Here is a 2,479-nt window from a genome sequence, read left to right as displayed (position 1 = left end):
AAAGCGGTAGGCGGGCACATCGACCGCGAGCGCGGCGGGATCGGGTGCGGGCAGGTCGGCATAGCCGGTGAGCAGGTCCCCGCCGACCGCGATGCGGTAGTAGACATTGTCGCGTTCGGCGTTCTCGAGCATCCCGAACGCGGCGGCGGGCAGGTCGAGCGTGACCTCGCCGCGCTCGACCTGCACGGTCTCCGCGATCGCGCCGAGCGCGCCCCCGAGGACGCGGTCGCTGGTGCGCCGAACGACATCGGTGATCAGCGTCGCGCCCACCACGCCGATCAGGATTGCCGCAGCGAGCAGCGGGCCGAGCACCGCCACCAGCAGGCGCGTCCGCAGCGCCGGGGCACGCGCCTCAGCCGGCATCGAGCATATAGCCGACGCCGCGGACGGTGCGGATCCCCGGCCCGTCGGGGGCAAGCTTGGTCCGCAACCGTGTGACATGGACCTCGATCGCGTTGCCGCCGACGGGTTCGTCGAACCCGAACACCTCACCGATCAGCAGCTCGCGCGGTACGACGCGGCCCGCGCGCATCGCCAGCGCCTCGAGCACCGCGCGTTCGCGACGGCGCAGATCGAGGACCCGGCCGGCGATATCCGCATCGCCCGTCGAGCGGTTCATCGTCAAACTCCCCACGCTCAGCACCGGGAGCGGGTCGCCGCCGCGCCGTCGTCCCAGCGCGCGGACCCGCGCCTCGAGCTCCTCGGGGTCGAACGGCTTGCGCAGATAGTCGTCGGCGCCGAGATCGAGCCCGCGCACGCGGTCGTCCAGCGCATCGCGTGCGGTCAGCATCAGCACGGGCACGCGCTCGCCGCGTCGCCGCAGCGTCTCGAGCACCGCGAAACCGTCGATCCCGGGCAGCCCGACATCGAGGATGACCAGCGCATAGGGCTCGCCCGCGACGATGCCGAGAGCCTCCTCGCCGCTCGCGACATGATCGACCGCATTGCCGCCCGCCCGCAGCAATGCCGCGATGCTGCGCGCGAGAGCGGCGTCGTCCTCGATCAGCAGAATGCGCAAATCGGCTTACCTCGTTGATTCAAAAGGGCGTGAAAGGTTGGTGACAGCTTCGATTCGTATTCCACCGCTACTGCCTATCCGAACACAGAGACGGAAGGCGAGGAGAGGTGACGATGGCACGAATGGTTTTCACGATCGGATTGCTGGCCACGCTGACCGGGTTCGCGGCGACCGCGGTGTCGGCGCAGCGTCCGGCGGGCTATCCCCGCTCCTATGACACGCTGATCGAAAGCGCACGCGCCGAGCGGCAGGTCCGGATCTATGGCAATGCCGATCGCGCCGAGCTGCTGCCGGTGGTCGCCGCGTTTCGCAAACGCTATCCCGGCATCACCGTCCTCTACGCCGATCTCGGATCGACCGAAATGTATCGCCGCTTCGTCGCCGAGACGCGCGCGCGGCGCCTGTCCGCCGATCTGGTCTGGTCGTCGGCGATGGATCTGCAGGTCAAGCTGATCAACGACGGTTTCGCGCAAAGCTATGCCAGCCCCGAAAAGCCCGCGCTGCCCGCCGTCTCGGTCTGGAAGAACATGGGCTTCGGCGTCACTGCCGAGCCGATCGGGATCGTCTACAACAAGCGGCTGCTGCCGCCGGCGCGCGTGCCGCGGACGCATGCCGAACTGGAGGCGCTGCTGCGGACGCAGCGCACCGCGCTGACCGGGCGCGTGACGACCTTCGATCCGTCACGCTCGAATGTCGGCTATCTCTATCTGTCGGAGGATATGGCGATCACGCGCGACACGCGGTCGTTGCTGGAGGCGATCGCGGCGACCAAGCCGGTCCTGTCGCGGACCAGCGAGCCGATGCTGCGCGGCGTCGCCGAGGGCCGGCAGGCGATCGCCTACAACGTCATCGGCTCCTATGCGCTCGAGCGCGCGAGCACCGATCCGCGGATCGGCGTCGCGTTTCTCAAGGACTATACGATCGTCACGTCGCGGATCGCGTTCATCGCGCGCGAAGCCGCGCACCCGGCGGCCGCCAAGCTGTTCCTCGACTTCCTGCTGTCGCGCGAGGGCCAGTCGCTGCTCGCAAAGCGCAGCCTCTGGCCGGTCCGCACCGACGTGCCCGCGCGCCGCCTTCCCGCTGCGCAGGCCCGACCGATCCGGGTCGGACCGCAGCTTCTCGTCACGCTCGATCATCTCAAGCGCCAGCGCTTCCTGCGCGACTGGACCGCCCTTCTTGCCAACGGAGCCTCTTCCCGATGACCCCATTTCGTACCGGCTGCGCTCTCGTCGCGCTGATCATCGCGACACCCGCGCTCGCCCAGACCGGGGCACCGGCGCCCGGCGACGCCGACCTCGCCGCACTGGTCCGCGCGCAGGCGGCCGAGATTGCCACGCTCAAGTCCCGGCTCGACCGGCTCGAGACCAACGCGGTCGTCGCGCAGGCGGCTGCGCCGGCGGCACCTGTCCAGCAAACCGGGGCTGCGCCGCAGCCGCAGCTCGCGCAGACGGGCGAGCCCCG

General features: G+C 69.8%; 3 protein-coding genes and 1 pseudogene. 2 read left to right on the top strand and 2 right to left on the bottom strand.

Annotated elements, in window-relative coordinates:
- Positions 1-363 (bottom strand): sensor histidine kinase N-terminal domain-containing protein (locus sphsw_RS04395; RefSeq protein ID WP_031439547.1); only part of this gene is annotated, 363 nt, incomplete at its 3' end.
- Positions 353-1,018, bottom strand: coding sequence for a response regulator transcription factor (locus sphsw_RS04390; protein ID WP_031439546.1), 666 nt, complete (start codon positions 1,016-1,018; stop codon positions 353-355). The genes sphsw_RS04395 and sphsw_RS04390, both read right to left, overlap by 11 nt.
- A 113-nt stretch (positions 1,019-1,131) precedes the next feature.
- On the opposite strand from sphsw_RS04390, the gene sphsw_RS04385 reads away from it, so the two are divergent.
- Positions 1,132-2,220: an ABC transporter substrate-binding protein gene (locus sphsw_RS04385; protein WP_031439545.1), complete on the top strand. Its 1,089-nt coding sequence runs from the start codon at positions 1,132-1,134 to the stop codon at positions 2,218-2,220.
- Positions 2,217-2,479 (top strand): annotated as a pseudogene (locus tag sphsw_RS19215) (hypothetical protein); the annotation flags it as partial. The gene sphsw_RS04385 and the pseudogene sphsw_RS19215, both read left to right, overlap by 4 nt.

Origin of the sequence: Sphingomonas sp. FUKUSWIS1, assembly GCF_000733135.1 — a bacterium.
Taxonomy (GTDB): Bacteria; Pseudomonadota; Alphaproteobacteria; order Sphingomonadales; family Sphingomonadaceae; genus Sphingomonas; species Sphingomonas aerolata.
Note: the sequence above shows the minus strand (reverse complement) of the source record. Positions and strands in the feature narration are given on the sequence as shown.

Bases quoted from the DNA above. Each gene is read 5' to 3' on its own strand.
- sphsw_RS04385 (WP_031439545.1), top strand. From the start codon at position 1,132: ATGGCACGAATGGTTTTCACGATCGGATTGCTGGCCACGCTGACCGGG.